This window comes from Candidatus Symbiopectobacterium sp. NZEC135 (assembly GCF_025962695.1).
In genome coordinates, this window is sequence record NZ_JAGFPF010000514.1 from 1 (window position 1) to 1,286 (window position 1,286).

A 1,286-nucleotide genomic window follows, 5' to 3' on the forward strand; every position below is an offset into this window, starting at 1 on the left:
CGACGTGGGGATAGACCAGACGCCCTCCGGCGGCCAGCACCCCGAACAGGTCGTAAACTGCGAGATCGAAGGAGAGATTAGCCAGCGCCAGCATCGCGTCCTGCGCGCCCACGGCAAAGCGGTGGTTGATGTCGGCCAGCGTATTCCAGGCAGCCCGATGAGACATCACCACCCCTTTCGGCGTGCCGGTAGAACCCGAGGTATAAATCAGGTACGCGGGCTGCTCCGGTGCCACCGCCACCGGCGTGAAGGGGTGTGCAGGTTGTTCACCCCGCCAGTCAAGCGCGTTGATCCCTGCGGGAAGCGAGGTGAGATCGTCAGCAATGGCCCACGCAATATCAACATCAGGTCACGGCGTGCTGTCGGTTGCTTCAAGTAAAACGGCACATAGCATCCCCCGCACAGCAGCGTCGCCAACGCGGCCAACGCCTGTCCCCGCCCTTTGTCACAGAAAATGGCAACCCGTTGCGCAGGCTGATGCCCCGCCTGCTGCAACCGTGCGGCCAGTCCGGTGGCCTGCGTCAGCAGTTGCTGGTAGCTCAGTGTGCCATGCTCATCAATCAGTGCGGTTGCCTCGGGACGCCGTTCAGCCTGATCCACCATCCCCTGATGCAGCAACTGGGCCGGATAGGCCCGACAAGACGCATTGGCACGCTGGCGCGCGTGACAGAACGCGGCGGGCAATGACACCGGGCGAACCTGTTGCATACAGCCTTCACCCTCTTCAATCAATCGATTGATCACGCTGCAATACAAATCGAACGCCTGTTCAATCAGGGCGGGAGGAAACAGCGCTTCACGCGAATCCCATGCCAGCAGGATCCCTTCGGGTTGCTCCACCACCTGGCAATCGATGAGCACCTGCGGTGTCTGCGTCATGCCTTGCACAATGTGATAGAGGGCCTTATTCCCATCGTTTTTTCCGCGTTGCCCCAACGTGCTGGTAAACACCACGGGCATTAACTGGGCCTCCCCGCGGCGGCGAGAACGTTCTCTGAGCAGTTCCAACCCGGAGTAGCTGGCGTGATCCATCGCGTCACACAGGCGCTGTCTGAGCGCACGTAGCTGCTCGCCAAACGGGGCCGTACCTTGTAAATCAACCTCGAGCAGCACGGTGTCGGTAAAATCGCCCAGCACGCGCTGGATATCGGGATGCCGTTGATCGCGACGAAACACGGGCAAATTCAGCGTGAAATGACGCTGTTGACTGTAGAGCGCCAGCACTTGCGCAAACGCCCCGAGCAACAGCACGCTCAACGTCACCTGATGTTCGCCAGCCAGTGAGC

General features: G+C 60.7%; 1 protein-coding gene and 1 pseudogene. Both read right to left on the reverse strand.

What is annotated here, in order from left to right:
• Positions 1-244, reverse strand: a pseudogene (locus tag J5224_RS28345) (AMP-binding protein); the annotation flags it as partial.
• Positions 208-1,263: an AMP-binding protein gene (locus J5224_RS28350; protein ID WP_413544737.1), complete on the reverse strand. Its 1,056-nt coding sequence runs from the start codon at positions 1,261-1,263 to the stop codon at positions 208-210. The gene J5224_RS28350 and the pseudogene J5224_RS28345, both read right to left, overlap by 37 nt.
• Positions 1,264-1,286: the final 23 nt, after the last annotated feature.